Source organism: Pseudomonas sp. KH_050, assembly GCF_057838875.1.
Genome location: NZ_CM174478.1, coordinates 5,357,979 through 5,372,401, shown reverse-complemented (window position 1 = coordinate 5,372,401; position 14,423 = coordinate 5,357,979). Strand labels below are relative to the sequence as shown.

At 57.8% G+C, this 14,423-nt stretch carries 13 protein-coding genes; 2 read left to right on the top strand and 11 right to left on the bottom strand.

What is annotated here, in order from left to right; translation table 11 throughout:
• Positions 1-61: 61 nt before the first annotated feature.
• The 9 genes from AC3IUA_RS24665 to AC3IUA_RS24625 all read right to left on the bottom strand — a co-directional run bounded on the left by AC3IUA_RS24665 (position 62) and on the right by AC3IUA_RS24625 (position 7,759).
• Positions 62-568: a DoxX family protein gene (locus AC3IUA_RS24665; protein ID WP_489357468.1), complete on the bottom strand. Its 507-nt coding sequence runs from the start codon at positions 566-568 to the stop codon at positions 62-64.
• Entirely contained in the window at positions 565-1,329 is a 765-nt protein-coding gene (locus AC3IUA_RS24660) for an HvfC/BufC family peptide modification chaperone (protein ID WP_489357467.1), read from the bottom strand. Before AC3IUA_RS24660 ends, AC3IUA_RS24665 begins: the two co-directional genes overlap by 4 nt.
• Positions 1,326-2,219: an MNIO family bufferin maturase gene (bufB, locus tag AC3IUA_RS24655; protein ID WP_489357466.1), complete on the bottom strand. Its 894-nt coding sequence runs from the start codon at positions 2,217-2,219 to the stop codon at positions 1,326-1,328. Before bufB ends, AC3IUA_RS24660 begins: the two co-directional genes overlap by 4 nt.
• Before the next feature lie 22 nt (positions 2,220-2,241).
• Complete coding sequence (locus tag AC3IUA_RS24650) at positions 2,242-2,547, bottom strand: BufA1 family periplasmic bufferin-type metallophore (protein WP_489357465.1); 306 nt, start codon at positions 2,545-2,547, stop codon at positions 2,242-2,244.
• A 210-nt stretch (positions 2,548-2,757) separates the two neighbouring features.
• Positions 2,758-3,459, bottom strand: a complete 702-nt coding sequence (locus AC3IUA_RS24645; RefSeq protein ID WP_489357464.1) for an ABC transporter ATP-binding protein — start codon at positions 3,457-3,459, stop codon at positions 2,758-2,760.
• Complete coding sequence (gene livG / locus AC3IUA_RS24640) at positions 3,460-4,227, bottom strand: high-affinity branched-chain amino acid ABC transporter ATP-binding protein LivG (RefSeq protein WP_489357463.1); 768 nt, start codon at positions 4,225-4,227, stop codon at positions 3,460-3,462.
• Positions 4,224-5,480: a high-affinity branched-chain amino acid ABC transporter permease LivM gene (locus AC3IUA_RS24635; RefSeq protein ID WP_489357462.1), complete on the bottom strand. Its 1,257-nt coding sequence runs from the start codon at positions 5,478-5,480 to the stop codon at positions 4,224-4,226. The genes livG and AC3IUA_RS24635 overlap by 4 nt, the downstream gene beginning before the upstream one ends.
• Positions 5,477-6,400 carry a high-affinity branched-chain amino acid ABC transporter permease LivH gene (gene livH, locus AC3IUA_RS24630; protein WP_489357461.1) on the bottom strand — a complete coding sequence of 308 codons (924 nt, stop codon included), beginning with the start codon at positions 6,398-6,400 and terminating at the stop codon, positions 5,477-5,479. Before livH ends, AC3IUA_RS24635 begins: the two co-directional genes overlap by 4 nt.
• Positions 6,401-6,631: 231 nt before the next feature.
• Positions 6,632-7,759, bottom strand: coding sequence for a branched-chain amino acid ABC transporter substrate-binding protein (locus tag AC3IUA_RS24625; protein WP_489357460.1), 1,128 nt, complete (start codon positions 7,757-7,759; stop codon positions 6,632-6,634).
• Between the two features lie 328 nt (positions 7,760-8,087).
• On the opposite strand from AC3IUA_RS24625, the gene AC3IUA_RS24620 reads away from it, so the two are divergent.
• On the top strand, positions 8,088-8,393 hold the full coding sequence (locus AC3IUA_RS24620) for a DUF2288 domain-containing protein (protein ID WP_489357459.1): 306 nt from the start codon (positions 8,088-8,090) through the stop codon (positions 8,391-8,393).
• A gap of 497 nt (positions 8,394-8,890) precedes the next feature.
• On the opposite strand, the gene AC3IUA_RS24615 is transcribed toward AC3IUA_RS24620, so the two are convergent.
• The gene (locus AC3IUA_RS24615) at positions 8,891-11,071 is read right to left on the bottom strand and encodes a hypothetical protein (RefSeq protein WP_489357458.1); all 2,181 of its coding nucleotides are present in this window, start codon (positions 11,069-11,071) and stop codon (positions 8,891-8,893) included.
• A gap of 195 nt (positions 11,072-11,266) precedes the next feature.
• On the opposite strand from AC3IUA_RS24615, the gene AC3IUA_RS24610 reads away from it, so the two are divergent.
• On the top strand, positions 11,267-12,163 hold the full coding sequence (locus tag AC3IUA_RS24610) for an NAD(P)-dependent oxidoreductase (RefSeq protein ID WP_489357457.1): 897 nt from the start codon (positions 11,267-11,269) through the stop codon (positions 12,161-12,163).
• Here AC3IUA_RS24610 and AC3IUA_RS24605 read toward each other — a convergent pair.
• Positions 12,054-14,342 (bottom strand): putative bifunctional diguanylate cyclase/phosphodiesterase, encoded by a 2,289-nt coding sequence (locus AC3IUA_RS24605; protein ID WP_489357456.1) that lies wholly within the window; start codon positions 14,340-14,342, stop codon positions 12,054-12,056. The two genes, AC3IUA_RS24610 and AC3IUA_RS24605, sit on opposite strands and share 110 nt — an antisense overlap.
• Between the last annotated feature and the right edge of the window lie 81 nt (positions 14,343-14,423).

Below are 14,423 nucleotides of genomic sequence, written 5' to 3'. Positions count from 1 at the left end.
AAGTAAACGCCTTCTGCCGGATTACGACTGCTTCGCAGCCGAACGCAGGCTTCGCCAGCTGCTACAAGCCGTAACGCCTGGCGATCAAGTGATCGATCGACAGCTTGCCCGGCCCCGTTGCCATCAAGTACAGCAGGATCGCCGCCCAGGTGCCGTGGGTCGGATACGCGTCGGGATACACGAAAAATTGAATGGTCAGGGTCATGCCCAGCAGTGCCAGGGCGCAGAAGCGCGTGGCGAACCCGAGGAGAATCAGTACCGGGAAAAAATGTTCGGCGAACGCGGCCAGATGCGCCGCCAGTTCCGGGGAGAGCAGGGGAACCTGATATTCACTCTGGAACAAGGGAATGGTCGAATCCGCCAGACGTGGAACACCAAGCTGGAAGGTGCCGTCGATCAGGTCAATGGCCAGGCCCTCGACCTTGGTCTGCCCGGATTTCCAGAACACTGCGGCAATGGAGAAGCGCGCGATAAAAGCGATCAGGCTGTGAGGGATCATCTCGAACAAGCGAATGACGCGTTCAATCAGTAGCGCGACGGGATTTTGCGGTTCATGGCGGGTGTTCATGACGATACTCGTTGTAAGTGGGTGATGGCGCTGTGGCCGATCAACAGTGCCAGGCATTGGCTCAGATCAAATCCAGGCGCTGCGTCCAGGGCACAGGCCACGGCTTGTTCCAGGGACCAGTCGTTTTGCAGGCTGCGGATGAACATCGTTGCACCGAGGTCGATGGCAAAAACCTCGACTTCGAGGCCATTACGCAGAATCAGAGCGCTTTGCTCCTGAAGCGGGTCGACGTTTTCCAGGGTTTCGTCCTGGTGCGCCGCCCAGAGCGCAACCACGGCATAGGCCGAATTCAGGGTGCTGACCGAGGGATGAAGCTGGAAATGAAGTTCGCCCAGCACGTGTGGATCTGCGAGGACTGCGCCGATCTGCTCGTGGCTCAAAGCCTGGGCATCGGCCGCGTGATAGGCCTGCACCCGCAGTCTTTCCAGCCGGGCGACGTCCGCCAGGTATGGCACGCTGGCAGCGGGTGCAAAACCTTCGATGAAGTCGGCGAAATCGCTGCCGTACTCGTTAAGCAGCGGGCCTTGCGGTGGACGCTGTCGGACATGGAACTGAGCCATGGCCCGGAAGAACGCGTCGCCGACCAACTGCAAGACCACCGGGTAACTGTCGGCCAACGCGTTGATCAGCGAGCTCTGTACGTTATTGCGATAAACCGCGAAGCGGGTGGCCGGATCGGCACGGTTGGCACTGAATAAACCTGACGGACAAGGCTGCTGCGGGTCGAGCAGGGCGGCGGCGAAGGAGACCTGAATGCTCATGGCCGGACCTCGACGCAACTTAGCCACTCATCCGCTTGCCGGGCCTCGGCGTACAGCTCGGCAAATGCCGGAAGGTGATTATCGCGCTCGATCAGCGTGGCAATCGGCCCCGTGCGCTGCAAAACCCGCCGATACAATTGCCACACCGCAGTGTCGACGGCAGCGCCATGGTCGTCGATCAGCAGCCGGTCACCGAGGCTATCACTGTCTTCGGCAAAGCCTGCAAGATGGATCTCGCCAACTGCGTGCAGCGGCAGGGCATCGATATAGGCCAGCGGATCGCGCTGATGATTGATGCTCGATACATAGAGGTTGTTCACATCGAGCAACAGGCCGCAGCCGGTACGGCGGATCACTTCGCGGATGAATGTCGCTTCATCCATGCTCGAGCGCTGGAACTCCAGGTAAGTCGCCGGATTCTCCAGCAGCATCGGGCGTTTCAGGGTGTTTTGAACCTGATCGATATGCTCGCAGACGCGGTTCAGCGTCGGCTGGTCATAGGCCAGGGGCAGCAGATCATTGAGGAACACCGGGCCATGGCTGGACCAGGCCAGGTGTTCGGAAAACGATTGAGGTTGATAACGTTCGATCAGTTGAGCCAAGCGTGCAAGGTGCTCGCGGTCCAGCGAACCTTCTGCGCCGATCGACAGGCCGACGCCATGCAGCGACAGCGGATACTGCTCGCGGATCAATCCCAGGTAGTGATGAAACGGGCCGCCGGCGACCATGTAGTTTTCCGCGTGCACTTCGAAGAAGCCCAGGTCGGGGAGGGTTCCGAGCACTTCGGCAAAGTGCCCGGTCTTGAGGCCCAGCCCGGCGCGGCGCGGGAGTTTGGACGCCGGAGCCTGAGTGCGGGGATGTGCGCGGTGCAGCAATGAAGTGGTCATCATCAACACTCAGGCAGAAGGGTGATTACGATTTGGCTTTGTAAGCGGCCATTTGACCGAAGCCGGTCGGCGAGGTAGGGCTGGCGGTTTTTTCGCAGGTGCCTTTTGGAACCAGCTTCCAGGCATTGGCCTGATGGTCGACTTTCGAGGTGCCGGCGCAGGTGGTGCCCGCGCCCGCGGCGCAATCGTTTTTACCTTTCAGAGCGACGCCAAAGCATTTTTCCATGTCGTCGGCGGCGTGAACGGTGGTCGGCAGGGCGGCAATACTCAAGGCAGAACCAAGGGCCAGAGCGAGGGCGGCGGCGGACAATGTGCGAGTGGTAGCGGTCATGATGTTTCTCCAGTAGTGAGTTTGGATAAGGAAGCGTTTTTGCTTGCTTATCCCACTAGAGAAACGCCATCCCGATCCGTTACAGCCCAATCCGGATTTTTTCAAAAATAAACACATGCCGACCCTCTGTCCGGCCACAAAATTCTCAGGCAAATGGTTTTCGCGGGCCAAAAAAAACGGCCCGCAGGCCGTTTCGTTTAAAGCAAGTGCTTAACCGCCCAGATAGGCTTCGCGCACTTTTGGATCAGTCAGCAAGTCTTCACCCGTGCCTTGCATCACCACCCGACCGTTTTCAAGTACATAGGCACGGTCGGCGATCTTCAACGCCTGGTTGGCGTTCTGCTCCACCAGGAACACCGTCACGCCATCGCGGCGCAGTTGTTCGATGATGTCGAAGATCTGTTGAATGATGATCGGTGCCAGCCCCAGCGACGGCTCATCGAGCAGCAACAGCTTGGGCTTGCTCATCAGTGCCCGGCCGATAGCGAGCATCTGCTGTTCGCCGCCGGACATGGTGCCGCCGCGTTGGGTGAAGCGTTCCTTGAGCCGCGGGAACAGTTGCAGCACTTTGTCCATCTGCTCCTGATAGTCGCCCTTGTCGGTGAAGAAGCCGCCCATGGAAAGGTTTTCCTCCACGGTCAGGCGAGCGAACACCCGGCGACCTTCCGGTACCACGGCAATGCTCTTGCGCATGATATTTGAGGAGTCCTGGCCGACCAGCTCTTCGCCCATGTAGCGAATGCTGCCGCTATGAGCCTGCGGCGAACCGCAGAGGGTCATCAGCAGGGTCGACTTGCCCGCGCCGTTGGCACCGATCAGCGTGACGATCTCGCCCTGGCGGACTTCGACGTTGACGCTGTGCAGGGCCTGGATCTTGCCGTAGAAGGTGGAAACGTTTTCGAATTGCAGCATTTACGCTTCCCCCAGGTAGGCTTTGATCACTTCAGGGTTATCCCGGATCTGCTCCGGTGTACCGTTGGCCAGAGGTGTGCCCTGGTTGATCACGAAAATGTGGTCGGAAATGCTCATGACCAGTTTCATGTCGTGTTCGATCAGCAGCACGGTCACGTTATGCTCTTCACGCAGGATGCCGATCAGCGCCTTGAGGTCGTCGGTTTCCCGCGGGTTGAGGCCGGCAGCCGGTTCGTCGAGCATGAGGATGCTTGGACGGGTCATCATGCAGCGGGCGATTTCCAGGCGGCGCTGCTGACCGTAGGCCAGGGTTCCGGCGGGGCGGTTGGCGAACTCCTTGAGGTTGACCTTCTCCAGCCAGAACTCGGCGAGCTCCATCGCCTCGCGTTCGCTGCGGCGAAACGCCGGGGTCTTGAACAGGCCGGCCAGGAAGTTGGTGTTCAGGTGCCGATGCTGGGCGATCAGCAGGTTTTCCACGGCGGTCATATCCTTGAACAACCGCACGTTCTGGAAGGTACGTACCACGCCTTTGCCGGCGATCTTGTGACCGGGCAGGCCTTCGATGGCTTCGCCGTTGAGCAGAATGCTGCCTGCGGTGGGTTTATAGAACCCGGTCAGGCAGTTGAATACGGTGGTCTTGCCGGCACCGTTAGGGCCGATCATCGACACCACCTGCTTCTCTTTCACGCTCAGGGCTACGCTATTGACCGCCAACAAACCGCCAAAGCGCATGCTCAGGCCATCTACTTTCAGGATCTCTCTGCTCATTTACGCAGCTCCATGTGAGGACGTTGCATGGGCAGCAGACCTTGTGGGCGCCAGATCATCATCAGCACCATCAAGGCGCCGAACATCAACATGCGGTATTCGCTGAATTCACGCATCAGCTCGGGCAATAGAATCATCACGACAGCCGCGAGGACCACGCCCAGTTGCGAGCCCATGCCGCCCAGCACCACGATGGCGAGGATGGTGGCCGACTCGATGAAGGTGAACGACTCCGGCGTCACCAGCCCTTGACGTGCGGCGAAGAAGCTACCGGCAAAACCGGCGAAGCAGGCGCCCAGGGTAAAGGCCGACAGCTTGATCACGGTCGGGTTCAGGCCCAGGGCACGGCAGGCGATTTCGTCTTCACGCAAGGCTTCCCAGGCACGGCCGATCGGCATGCGCAGCAGACGGTTGATCACGAACAGTGCGAACAGCGCCAGCAACAGTGCCACCAGGTAGAGGAAAACCACCTTGCTGATCGGGTTGTAAGTCAGGCCGAAGTACTCGTGGAAGGTCTGCATGCCTTCGGCAGCCGTTCTATCGAAGCTCAGGCCGAACAGCGTCGGTTTGGGGATGTTGCTGATGCCGTTCGGTCCGCCCGTGAGGTCCGTCAGGTTACGCAGGAACAGACGGATGATCTCACCGAAGCCCAGGGTCACGATCGCCAGATAGTCACCACGCAGACGCAACACCGGGAAGCCCAGCAGGAAGCCGAAGGTCGCCGCCATCATCCCGGCAATCGGCAGGCAGATCCAGAAGCTCAGGCCGTAGTAGTGCGACAGCAGCGCATAGCTGTAGGCGCCCACCGCGTAGAAACCGACGTAGCCCAGGTCGAGCAGACCCGCCAGACCGACCACGATGTTCAGGCCCAGACCGAGCAGCACATAGATCAGAATCAGCGTGGCGATATCCACCGCACCGCGCGAGCCGAAGAACGGCCAGACCAGAGCGAGGACGATCAATCCCATGATGACCCAGCGCTGGGTGCTGGGCAGGGTCAGGAAGTGGCTCGCGCCGGCCGGGATCAATTTACCTTTGGGCACGGAGCGCATGGCGGCCGTGTATTCCCGGTCGAACAGCACGCGCAGGAACATCAGTACCGAGCAGGCGGTGATGATGATCAGCGTTGAGGTACTGGCGCCCAGCACTTCAAGGTTGATGCCGGCGATGGACAGTTTCAGACCGAGTACCGGATAGGCGACGGCCCATACCAGTAGGGCGCTGAACAGCGCCTGTTTAAGATTCCTGATCATACTTTCTCAATCTCCGGGCGACCCAACAGGCCAGTTGGCCGGAATAACAACACCAGAACCAGAAGGCCGAAAGCCACTACGTCCTTGTACTGGTCACCGAATATATCGGCGCCGAATGCTTCGGCCACCCCCAGCACCAGCCCGCCGAGCATGGCGCCCGGAATACTGCCGATGCCGCCCAATACGGCTGCGGTGAAGGCCTTGAGGCCCACCAGGAAGCCCGCGTTGGGGTTGATCACGCCGTACTGCATGCTCAGCAGCACAGCCGCCACAGCGGCCAGGGCCGCACCGATGACGAAGGTCAGGGCGATGATGTTGTTGGTATTGATGCCCAGCAGGTTGGCCATCTTGATGTCTTCGGCACAGGCTCGGCAGGCACGTCCCAGACGTGAACGCGAGATGAACAGGGTGAGGCAGAGCATCACCACCAGGGTCACCACGAACACCAGGATCTGCATGTAGGAGATCAGCACTTCCTGTGCTCCGCCCGAACCGAAGCTGAAGCTGCCCGGAATCAGGTTGGGGATCGATTTGTCCTTGGAATCCTGCGAGAGCAACACGGTGTTTTGCAGGAAGATCGACATGCCGATGGCCGAGATCAGCGGAATCAGCCGGTTACTGCCCCGTAGAGGGCGGTAGGCGATCCGTTCGATACTGTAGCCGTAGGCACTGGTTACAACGATGGTCGCCAGGAATGCGGCGGTCATCAACAGTGGCAGAGAATCGAAACCCAGCATGGCCAGTCCGGCAAGGACGATGAAGGCCACGTAGGAACCGATCATATAGACCTCGCCATGGGCGAAGTTGATCATTCCAATAATGCCGTAAACCATTGTGTAGCCAATGGCGATCAAGGCATAGGTGCTGCCAATGGTCAGACCATTGACCAGCTGTTGGAAGAAGTGATAGATCTCAGGCATTACAACGCTCCTAAAAACCTGATACGCATTTCACTGGTGGAGTCATTTTCCCGCTCAGGTCACGTGGATCTGCATCCACGTTGAACGTGAGGTTTGCCAGCGAACCGCTGATGACGGTTTTGAGATTTTCAGGTGGGAAGGCTTCCGGATCACGGAGGCACGGCCCATTACCTCGTAAAACAAAGCCCACGGCACGCCGTGGGCTCTATTGGCAGTCAGTCAGGCAGCGCCTTACTGAGGCGAAACTTCGGTTTTAGGTTTGCCGAAGTGCCACTGGTAGACCACGAACTTGAAGTCCTTCAGGTCGCCCTTGGCGTCGAACGACAGGTCGCCGGTCGGAGTCTTGAAGGTACCGGCGTGAATGGCTTCAGCCACCTTGGTGGTGTCTTCGCTCTTGGCGGCCTTGATGCCTTCGGCGATCACTTCAACGGCCGAGTAGGACGGGAACACGAACGGACCGCTCGGATCCTGTTTCTTGGCGGTGAACGCCTCAACCAGTGCCTTGTTGGTCGGGTCCTGGTCGAAAGACTTCGGCAAGGTCACCAGCAGGCCTTCGGAAGCGTTCTGGGCAATTTGCGAGATGGAGTCGTTGCCGACGCCTTCTGGCCCCATGAACTTGGCTTTCAGGCCTTTTTCCTGGGACTGGCGCAGGATCAGACCCAGCTCTGGGTGGTAGCCGCCGTAGTAGACGAAGTCGACGTTGGCTTGCTTGAGCTTCTGAATGATCGAGGAGAAGTCCTTGTCACCGGCGTTCAGGCCTTCGAACACGGCAACCTTGACGTTCTTGCCTTCGAGGGTTTTCTTCACGGCGGTGGCGATGCCTTCGCCGTATTGCTGTTTGTCGTGCAGCACAGCAACGATTTTCGGTTTCACGTGATCGGCGATGTAGTTACCGGCGGCAGGGCCCTGGGCGCTGTCCAGACCGATGGTGCGGAACACCATTTTGTAGCCACGGGTGGTGATGTCCGGGCTGGTGGCAGCCGGGGTGATCATGATCACGCCTTCGTCTTCGTAGATGTCCGAAGCCGGTTGGGTGGAGCTGGAGCACAGGTGACCGACAACGAATTTCACACCATCGTTGACTACTTTGTTGGCGACGGCCACGGCTTGTTTAGGGTCGCACGCGTCGTCGTATTCCTTGGCTTCGAGCATCTTGCCGTCGACACCGCCTTTGGCATTGATCTGCTCGATGGCCATTTTGGCGCCGATGAACTGCATGTCGCCGTACTGAGTGACCGGACCGGTTTTAGGGCCGGCGATACCAATCTTGATGGTGTCAGCTGCGAACGAATGGCTGGCAACCCCGGCCAGAACCATAGCGGCAAACAGTTTGGAAATCTGCTTAGTAGCCTTATTCATAGTGCTCCACTCTTGCTGTTGTAGTTTTTATAGTCCTGGCGGCCAAAGCTGCAGAACCGGATCAGATATCTCCGGAAGTGCCCCTGGCAACTGTACCGGTACAGTGTAGAGCGCCGGTCAATCGCTTGAAAAGCTGGGTGCTGGGGGCAAAACCCGGGTATGTCGCTTAATTGACAGAAAAAGACAGAATTGCGGCGCGGGTTTTGCCTGAACTGAGCGGCAATCCTTGGCTTTTCTGAACTTTTCGATCAGTCACTCATTTGCAACTGGGTTTTTCTACCGGATCAGCGGCGTTATCATTGCACCGACTTTTTTCCTGGTGAGACCCATGACTCAAGAAGCTAGCACCCTCTATGCCAAACTGCTCGGTGAAACCGCATCTATTACCTGGAAGGAGCTTGAACCGTTCTTTGCCAAGGGTGCCCTATTGTGGGTCGATACCACTCTGGATTTGATTGCAGTCGCAGAAGCCGTAGCCGAGAACCAGGCCGAGAAAGTGGCTGCCTGGTTGACCGATGATGTGCTTGCCAAGGTGTCTGCGTCGCGGGCGCAGGATCTTCTGGAGCGCGATCCGCTGCTATGGGCAGTGGTTGTTTCGCCGTGGATTTTAATTCAGGAAAAGGCGCAGGCCTGAGTGAGCGCACCAATTTGGTGCTGCTGTTCGGCGAGTAAAAGTGTGTAGGCGAGTAACTACGATCAGAGTGATGGCACGTTGCCGTAGAGAAACGCCCCACCTGTTGAAGGGCGGCGTTTAGGGTGCTCAAAGACGGAACAGTTGGCCGGAGATACCGAGGGGCGCAAAATTGTTTCTGGGCGTGAGCAACCGACAGCGAAAATGGGTCGCGGCATTCATCGCGGACAGCGAGCGCCAGATGGCCTTTAAAGGTCGCACCGGCCTTTTGTCGATCAATGTATGAATATGAAAGTGCAGTCAAATAGCCGCGCATTACCAGAATCCCTCAGTCTTTATCTTTGTTTTTATTGGGTCGGACTGTAGAAGAAGCGGGCAGATACTGGCGCTGGGCGGCGAATGGGGCAATGGTCAAAGCGCTCAATCTGGTTGACTGGTTTGGCCAAGGCGCGAGTGAGAACATCCCCACGCTCTGCATGGGAATGATCAACCGCTTGGCTTCAGTGCGCCGTCTTGCCCGTATGGTTATTCAGCGAAATAACCTTGGTCTTGCCAATGCGGTGGCGATAGATCTCGCGCAAGTATTTGATGGCCTTTTTCACGCAATCGCGAGACAGGCGGATGTCGTTGATCGAGACGAACTTGTCCTTGTCGTTGATCAGCTCACGATACTTTTTCTCGTACATCGGCTTGATCGCGTACCAGTTGGTGTCGAGGATCTTCGCCGGGTTTTCGAACTCGTTGAGCAACTCGTCGATGAGGCCTTCGTCGAACTCTTCATTGATGATGAAGTCGAGGATCGAGTTGTCCAGCGTCTCGTCGAAGCGGTACGGGGTACGCGCAAAGCAGCGCTTGATGAACGCCACTATCAGGGTCAGGAAATCGTCGGAGAGGCACGGACTCTTGGCAATCAGGGTGGTCAGCGACAGGTTGGCCGAAGCGCCGATCACCAGGGCATAACGCTTGAGCGTGGTATTGGGGAACAGACTGTTGAGGTGAGTCTTCAGTCGGTTCAGGTCCATGTACGACAGCTTGTAGTCCTTGGGCAAGGAGACGATCGACACCACCGATGAACAGTTCTTGAAGAAGTGCAGATCGTGCAGGGCCGCGGCGTCGTAGCCCGAAGCCTTGTATTGCTCCAGTGCCGCACGGTAACGCTTGGACTCGATCGGCAGCAGGCTGATGCCTTCGATGGCCTGCGTCACCTTGTTGAAGTGCGGCAGGTCGATGGAGCGGAAGAACAGGTCGTCGATGTTCAACCGTTGTGGCTCTTTCTCGAAGACTTTGAACTTGTCGCCCGACGGTGCCGGCGTTTCTGGCACCACGGATTCGGCGTAGGCAATCGCTACCGGACCGGCCAGACTCATGAACAGGTCATTGGCGTCCAGGCGAATGGTTTCGCCGATGTCGATACCGGCTCGACGGAAATAGTTCTGGTCATAGTCGGTGGTCACCGCCTGCGCAGTGAGAATGTTGAAAATCTGTTGAGAGATGTACTGGTTGGCGTGCTTTTCCATGGCATTGACATCGATGTTCTGGATGTTGCCGTCATCGCTCTCTTCGGCGTAACGCATGATGTCGTTGGAGATCAGCATCATCGCGTTCCAGGGCCGGATCCGGCCCATGACGCTGGCTTCGCTGCTGTCTTCGTTGTCGAAGTTATAGGAGAAGTCCCATTCTTCCGACAGGTACTTGCAGAGCAAACGACCGGCGTTGATGTGCAGCGCTTCGGACATTTCGCTGCGGTGATCGGAAATGTTCGGCAGTACACAAATGCCGCTGGTGAAGATCGGTTCAAAGACGAAAGCGTGGCCGCTTTTGCTGTCATGTTCGTCAACCGGTTTGGTATCGAACGTCTTGTTCATGTAAGAGTATTGCTGTGCCAGGCCGAACTCCGAAGCCATGCCCGAACCGGTACCGCCACCGGCACTGAAGATCGAGAAGTACAGCCGTGACTGGTTGGCCTTGATCCCGCAGGAATCGATCAGGTAGGAGTGGATCATCTTCCAGTCCGGGCTGGAAAAGCGCTGGGTATCCTTGTTGAGAATAATCTTCGCCAGGTACTGGCCGAGGATCGGCGCGTTACCCGCACCCCCTGCATGGACTTCCGAAAGGTCCATGATTTTCATTTTGCTGTAGTCGCGCAGGAAGCTGCTTTTTTCGCCTTTGCGGGAGAAACGGATGCGACCGGCAATGTCTTTGTCCAGGTCGCCCAGCATCACCAGAGGTTCGACCAGGAACACCGGTTTACTGGCCTTGCCGGCGCCCAGGCGCAGGTTGTTGCGGATCCACTGCGCAGGGCTGTAGCCCTTGTCGGCATAGGGCTTGTCATCGGTATTGAATTCGTTCAGGTAGAACTTGCGGGCGTTGTACACCAGCTCCGCCACGTCCAGCGCAATGTTTGATCCGCAGCGACCCAGGCCGATCAGGCAGACCGAAGGAAATTCCTGGTCGCGGCGCATTTCGCTGCCGTCTTCCAGGTGCGGCGCGCGGGGGAACACCATGTCGCGCAGGCCATTGAGGTTATCGAGGATGCGATCGGTGTTGGTCTCGGTGAAGTACAGGTACTGTGGGCTGGCAAGCGGCGGCGAACTGGTCAATGGCTTCGAGCCTGAGGGTTTATCCGGGGAGGTCAGTGTCAGTTCGGATATCGCGTTGGCAGGGTTGTTTTTAGAAGTCATTGTGCGCCATGTACCTGGACTGGTCGGCTCGGTGACGAGATATCATCAAGCCATCACGGATGGGATCTCGCGACTTTACAGTGCGATATAGGCCCGAGCGATAGGGTTTAACCTTAGGGGTCGCTAGGGGGAATCCTTCCTGAATCAGAATGAATCGGCCAATATTCGACGTTCTTTAGTTCGCAGGAGTGAATTATGAGTGCTGCATTACCTTCTTTGGCCTTTGCCGGTATCGGTTTGATGGGCTTGCCGATGTGTCGCCGTCTGCTGGCCGCGGGTTACCCATTGACAATCTGGAACCGCAACCCGGAAAAGTGCGCGGCGCTGGTCGAGGCCGGAGCGCGGCAAGTGGCCACTCCCGCGGAGCTGTGCCAGCAGGCGGATGTGGTGATGCTGTGCCTGGCCGACACGGCGGTCGTGCGAGAGGTGGTATTCGGTGCGGCGGGTGTGGCGCAGGGTGCAACGGCCGGGAAATTGTTGGTGGATTTTTCCAGTCTGGAGCCGACCGCAACCCGGGAGATGGCCGCGCAGTTACTCAGTGAAACGGGTATGGGCTGGCTCGATGCACCGGTCTCGGGCGGCACTGCAGGAGCCGAGTCGGGCAGCCTGGCGATCATGGTCGGCGGGCACGCGACGGATGTCGAGCGTATGCGGCCTGTGCTATTGAGTCTGGGGCAGCGGGTCACGCACATGGGCGCGGTGGGGGCAGGGCAGGTGACCAAAGCCTGCAATCAGATGATCGTCGCCTGCAATGCACTGGTGATCGCCGAGGTGGTGGCCCTGGCTGAGCGTTCAGGTGTCGATGCGAAATTGATTGCCGAGGCACTGGCCGGTGGGTTTGCTGATTCCAGACCGCTGCAGATTCTTGCCCCGCAAATGGCCGAAAGTCGATTCGAACCGGTGAAGTGGCATGTGCGCACCTTGCTCAAGGACCTGGACGCGGCGGTGAAGTTTTCCCGCGAGCAAGGCTCGGCCACGCCCATCAGCGGACTGGCTGCTCAACTGATGCGCCTGCATAGCGGCCAGGGTTATCAAGAAAAAGATCCCTCGACATTGGTCCATCTGTACCGTGGGCGATGCCCAGAAGACTGAGGGCCGTCGGGATGGGCTGTCTACGCTGGTTGATTTCGTTCAGAACCGGATGCAACTCAGCGAGCGGGACCGGCGGGCTGAGCAAATAGCCTTGAACGAAATCACAGCCGAAGAGCTTGAGGAAATCGTATTGCTCGACGGTTTCGACGCCTTCAGTGACGACCTGCAAATGCAGTGTGTGGGCCATGACGATAATGGCCTGGACTATCTCCATGTCCTGGGCCGATTTGGGAATGTCCTGGATGAACGAGCGATCGATTTTCAAGGTGTTCAGCGGAAGCCGCTTGAGGTAGGCAAGGGATGAGTAGCCGGTGCCGAAATCGTCGATCGACAGGGAGACGCCGAGGGCGCGAATCTGCCGCAGCAAATCCAGCGTGTTGGCGATGTTGCCCATCAGGGCGTTTTCGGTGACTTCCAGTTCCAGCCGTTGCGGAGCAACGCCATTGGCTCGCAGAGCGCTTTCGATTTCGTCGGGGAGTTCTTCGCGTGACAGGTTGAGGGCCGAACAGTTCACCGCGATTTTCAGCGCTGAATACCCCTGCCGCGAGAGCGTGCTCAGGTCCTCGCAAGCTTTGCGCAGCGCCCAATTATCCAGCTCGGCGATCAGCCCGTTGGTTTCGGCAATACCGATAAACTGATCAGGTACCAGCAATCCATGAGTTGGGTGTTGCCAGCGCACCAGGGCTTCAAGCTTGGTGACCCGGCCGCTTTCCAGGTCCAGGATCGGTTGGTAATAGAGCATCAGCCTGCTTTCATTGCGCAATGCATTGCGCAATTCTTCTTCGAGTTGCAGTTCGAGGGTGGCCTTGGTTTTCAGGTTGGGACTGAAGAAGTGCAGGCTGTTACGACCGCTGCCTTTGGATTGATAGAGCGCCAGGTCAGCATTCTTCAGCAATTCCTCGCAGGTCTTGCCATCGTCGGGAAACACGCTGATGCCGATGCTGGTGGTCATGACCATGCGTCGCCCGGCCAGCTCGATGGGCTCCTTCATTTTTTGCATGATCCGTAGCGCCATGTGCCGTGCTTCATCACGATCGTGGAGGTTGATCAGGATGCAGAACTCGTCGCCACCAAAGCGCGCTACTACATTGTCATGGCTGCGGGTCGCGCCCTTGATGTGGCTGGCAAGTACTTTCAACAGCTCGTCCCCGGCGTCATGGCCGAGGCTGTCGTTGATGCGCTTGAAGTGATCGATATCCAGGAATAACACCGCCAGCATGCCGCCGTGTGTACTTTTCTCAATGAGCTTCTCGGCGAAGATCTGGTTGAAGCCGCGGCGATTGATCAGATTGGTCAAGGCATCGTAATGGGCCACATGCTGCAACGACATACGGGCCTGATCCAGTTGACTGAGCAGCGCGTTGACCCGGCGCAGATCGTGCTCCTTGTTTTGCAGTTTTTTGTCGGCCATTGCCGCGCTGATGCTGCTGCCGATAATCAGCAAGGTAATGACAGCGATGGTCAGGCCCAATTGCATATGGTTGTTGCCGGCAGGGAGTTGCTCAAGATTGCCGGCGGGCAGTACCAGGGTCATTGACCACATGCCGGTGAAATGCATGCTGACGATCCCGGCCCCCAGCACCAGGCTGGCACTGTATTTGAGCAGTTGGTGGAAAAAGCCTCTGCCGTCGCGCAAATGACGGGACAGCAACAAGGCTGCAAGGCTGGCACCTATGGCGATCACGACGGACAGGCCAAACAGCATGGGCTGGTAGTAGGCAGTGGCGTTGGAGCGCATGGCGGCCATACCGGTGTAATGCATGGCGGCAATTCCCAGCCCCATCCACACCGACGCTTGCAGGTACTGCCATAGACTCAGGTGTGCGTGGCTGAGGGTGTTCATCGCCAGCAATGAGGCGATCAAGGCGATCAGCAGCGAGATCAGGGTGATCGGCAGCTCATAATGGATTTCAATCGGCGCCTGGAACGCCAGCATGCTGATGAAGTGCATGGCCCAGATACCGCCAGCCAGACCGCAAGCTCCGACCCAGCACCAGACTCGTTTTGAGGCGAATTTTTCCACATGACCGACCCGTTCGGTCATATCCAGAACAGCAAAGCCGGCAACGCAGGCGACCACATAAGCCAACAGCACCAGAAAGGGGTTATGACTGCAATCAAGTACAACTTGTCCGCTTTCTGGAAGCTCGGTAACAAAATGCAAACCAAGCCAATCCATAGCAAGCTCCGTCTATGAGTCATTCAGCGCACAGCGCCATAAGAGCTGATAAGTGGTTGGAGTATAGAGACCCTGTATGAA

What these genes read in the sequence shown, in the direction of transcription:
- AC3IUA_RS24665 (WP_489357468.1), bottom strand. Translation starts at nt 568, where the DNA reads ATGAACACCCGCCATGAACCGCAAAATCCCGTCGCGCTACTGATTGAA.
- AC3IUA_RS24660 (WP_489357467.1), bottom strand. Translation starts at nt 1,329, where the DNA reads ATGAGCATTCAGGTCTCCTTCGCCGCCGCCCTGCTCGACCCGCAGCAG.
- bufB (WP_489357466.1), bottom strand. Translation starts at nt 2,219, where the DNA reads ATGATGACCACTTCATTGCTGCACCGCGCACATCCCCGCACTCAGGCT.
- AC3IUA_RS24650 (WP_489357465.1), bottom strand. Translation starts at nt 2,547, where the DNA reads ATGACCGCTACCACTCGCACATTGTCCGCCGCCGCCCTCGCTCTGGCC.
- AC3IUA_RS24645 (WP_489357464.1), bottom strand. Translation starts at nt 3,459, where the DNA reads ATGCTGCAATTCGAAAACGTTTCCACCTTCTACGGCAAGATCCAGGCC.
- livG (WP_489357463.1), bottom strand. Translation starts at nt 4,227, where the DNA reads ATGAGCAGAGAGATCCTGAAAGTAGATGGCCTGAGCATGCGCTTTGGC.
- AC3IUA_RS24635 (WP_489357462.1), bottom strand. Translation starts at nt 5,480, where the DNA reads ATGATCAGGAATCTTAAACAGGCGCTGTTCAGCGCCCTACTGGTATGG.
- livH (WP_489357461.1), bottom strand. Translation starts at nt 6,400, where the DNA reads ATGCCTGAGATCTATCACTTCTTCCAACAGCTGGTCAATGGTCTGACC.
- AC3IUA_RS24625 (WP_489357460.1), bottom strand. Translation starts at nt 7,759, where the DNA reads ATGAATAAGGCTACTAAGCAGATTTCCAAACTGTTTGCCGCTATGGTT.
- AC3IUA_RS24620 (WP_489357459.1), top strand. Translation starts at nt 8,088, where the DNA reads ATGACTCAAGAAGCTAGCACCCTCTATGCCAAACTGCTCGGTGAAACC.
- AC3IUA_RS24615 (WP_489357458.1), bottom strand. Translation starts at nt 11,071, where the DNA reads ATGACTTCTAAAAACAACCCTGCCAACGCGATATCCGAACTGACACTG.
- AC3IUA_RS24610 (WP_489357457.1), top strand. Translation starts at nt 11,267, where the DNA reads ATGAGTGCTGCATTACCTTCTTTGGCCTTTGCCGGTATCGGTTTGATG.
- AC3IUA_RS24605 (WP_489357456.1), bottom strand. Translation starts at nt 14,342, where the DNA reads ATGGATTGGCTTGGTTTGCATTTTGTTACCGAGCTTCCAGAAAGCGGA.